Source organism: Bacteroidales bacterium (genome assembly GCA_023229505.1).
Taxonomy (GTDB): domain Bacteria; phylum Bacteroidota; class Bacteroidia; order Bacteroidales; family JAGOPY01; genus JAGOPY01.
Map to the genome: position 1 here is coordinate 1 of JALNZD010000103.1, position 2,723 is coordinate 2,723.

General features: G+C 40.9%; 2 protein-coding genes. One reads left to right on the top strand and one right to left on the bottom strand.

Going from position 1 to position 2,723, the window contains the following annotated elements:
• Positions 1–166 precede the first annotated feature (166 nt).
• A complete protein-coding gene (locus tag M0Q51_17355) occupies positions 167–799 on the bottom strand; it encodes a hypothetical protein (protein ID MCK9401736.1) in 633 nt (210 codons plus the stop codon).
• Between the two features lie 727 nt (positions 800–1,526).
• Here M0Q51_17355 and M0Q51_17360 point away from each other — a divergent pair.
• A complete protein-coding gene (locus M0Q51_17360; GenBank protein MCK9401737.1) occupies positions 1,527–2,456 on the top strand; it encodes a sulfurtransferase in 930 nt (309 codons plus the stop codon).
• Positions 2,457–2,723 lie beyond the last annotated feature (267 nt).

Below are 2,723 nucleotides of genomic sequence, written 5' to 3' on the forward strand. Positions count from 1 at the left end.
ACAAGCTCATCTGGTGTAAAGAGCGGCTGGGCTATGCTTAACGAACCGCCGTGTACGTGACCCGTACGCACGGTGGTGTGAGAGGCTCTCCCCGTCGGCGATGCTGACGGGGCAGCCTACTCGATTAGTGTGCGTTCAAAATTTAAAAAGTGTGCAATTAGCAGACTCATTGGTTATTTTTAGAGATAGTGTCAAAAGTTATATGGTAATCTATTAAAACTGATTTGCTAATGGTATCGAAAGTAAAAGAATCATAGAGAATATCTAATGTTGACCCGATATATTTGGTAAACTCACGATATCTTTTCATGTGGCATGGGTAAGGACACTCAAATGTGCTTTCCAGTATCAATACGGAATCCTGGCCATTAAAAATTTTATCTTTTACAACGACCATTTCACATTCATAATCTGATCTTTCGTCACACCACCATTCTCGTGAATAACTATAACCAATTTCTTCCCTCAAAATAGGCCACCTTGAATAATGAGGTTCAATCCAGGGACAATAATCAATTTTATCATATCCATAAATAGGTCTACCACTGTAAAATGGCACATAAACGGGATCAGAATAAGTAACTGGATGTGGATCACTTGTTAGTTCATATTTGTGAAGGATATAAGTTTCACTGGTAGTAACTGTCACTGTATCTGTATTGTTTTTAAGATATTTCCACCACGAATTAGGGTACACTGGAAAATAAGAGCCAGGTCTGATTATTTCGTAATTATTTTCTTTCTTACAAGACGAAAGTTGAATAATTAAAAGGGCAGAAAGAATTACAATTACTCTCATCTTTGAATTTATTTCTAAGGAGTATAAAAATGCACACTAACGGTTTGCAAATATGGGTAGGCTGGGCTTCTTGAGCCACTTACTTATCAGACTGTCAATATGTTCATTTTATGCACCTAATTCAAATTTGCTAATTTAGCCCAGCTTACCTATATTTGCTGTTATGCCCATTTGCTTTTGCTTTTCTATTTTAATAATCAAATGGACTTTTCACTCCAAGTTTGTTACTAACAAATAAAAATAAGAATCTTCCGTTCTGCGGCTGTAATGACGTAATTTTATTTGGTTGTGAACCTGCTCTAATAACTTTTTTGGCTGTCGTATCATTGTTTCACTTTTTTACTAACTTTAGAAACGTAATTTTACAGAAAAATATGTTTGGCAGTGTTTGCAAAGAGTATTTATTATATAAAAAATTGGAAATCAATTTATAAATAAAAGCCAAACGAGTGATAGACTGCAAAATTGCTGCCTATTTAGTAGGCCGCTCGTCTCAACTGTGGGGGCTTAACAAGTCAGGTGCGGGGCCTTACTCTATACACGAGGTTGGTATGTTAGAATTTTTAAAGTCAATTTATGCACAAATTTGGCAAAAGTTTGAACCTGAAACTAAACCACGAATTTGTATCGAAATTAGTGGTTGCCTTTTTGTTTCCGGTTTATCCGGGTTAGGCAATTTCTTTTTTATTAACTGTTGCACTTTACTTAAACTTGCAGAGATAAAATAATGAATCGTAGAAAATTTTCAAAAAATATGCTGTTATCAGGTCTTGCATTACCTGCCTTGAATTTGCTAACAAATGCTGCTGAACCCGTGCTAAGTTATGCTAATCCTGAAGTCCTTGTAGATACACAATGGGTCACTGAGCACCTCACTACACTCAAAGTCTGTATTGTCGAAGCAGGTTATGACCTGAGTGACTACAATTCCGGGCATATCCCTGGTGCAGTGGGATGGGCTTGGAGTACTGACTTCCAACACCCTATCCGCAAGGATTTACCAGACAAGGAGGGAATAGAGGAGTTGCTGGTCCGCTCGGGAATCAAAAAAGATACGACCATCATTGTTTATGGCGCCCGTCGTCACGGATACGCGACATTTGCTTTATGGCTATTGAAAATCTATGGTCATAACGATGTGCGTGTTATGAATGGAAATCGTGAGAAGTGGATTGCTGAAGGTCGTCCACTGACGACAAAAATACCAACTGTCACACGGTCTGTCTACATCGCGACAGAGCCTGATTGGAGTATTCGTGCATTGCGCGATTGGGTTCTCAATTCCATTGGCAAACCGGAGCGAATGTTGGTGGATGTGCGCACGCCAGAAGAATACCATGGTCAGTTGTGGGACGGGTGGAAATATCAGGCAGAAGCCAGTCAGCGTGGTGGTCATATACCCGGCGCAGTCAATATTCCATGGGATATGACACTCAAGGAGGATGGAACCTTCAAGTCGGTTGAAGAACTGCAAGCCTTATATACCAGCAACGGTGTTACTTCAGATAAGGAAGTAATCTCATACTGTATCGTTGGTGGGCGATCCAACCATACATGGTTTGTTTTGACCTATCTGCTCGGCTACTCCAAAGTCCGGTTATATGATGGTTCATGGGCAGAATGGAGCACCCTTATCGGAGTTCCTATTGAGAAATAGATTGGAGGGTTACACTCAAGGCAAGGGGCGCGGGCTAACAATGGCATGCAGGCGACGGGGTTACCGCCGCGCCCCTGATGCTTGCCGTTAATTCGTGAAATTAAATACTGTTTCTTATTCATAGCAATTGGGCATAACGCTCGAGCGCAGCGCCCTGGCCTGGGTTTTTATTGCGCCATACGGGCGGGTGCCTTGCTTAAACGGTTAAAGTTACAAATTCATTTTCAAATGCACCCGTCCGCCAGCTGGCGGATGCAACATTTTAAA

Bases quoted from the DNA above. Each gene is read 5' to 3' on its own strand.
- M0Q51_17355 (MCK9401736.1), bottom strand. From the start codon at position 799: ATGAGAGTAATTGTAATTCTTTCTGCCCTTTTAATTATTCAACTTTCG.
- M0Q51_17360 (MCK9401737.1), top strand. From the start codon at position 1,527: ATGAATCGTAGAAAATTTTCAAAAAATATGCTGTTATCAGGTCTTGCA.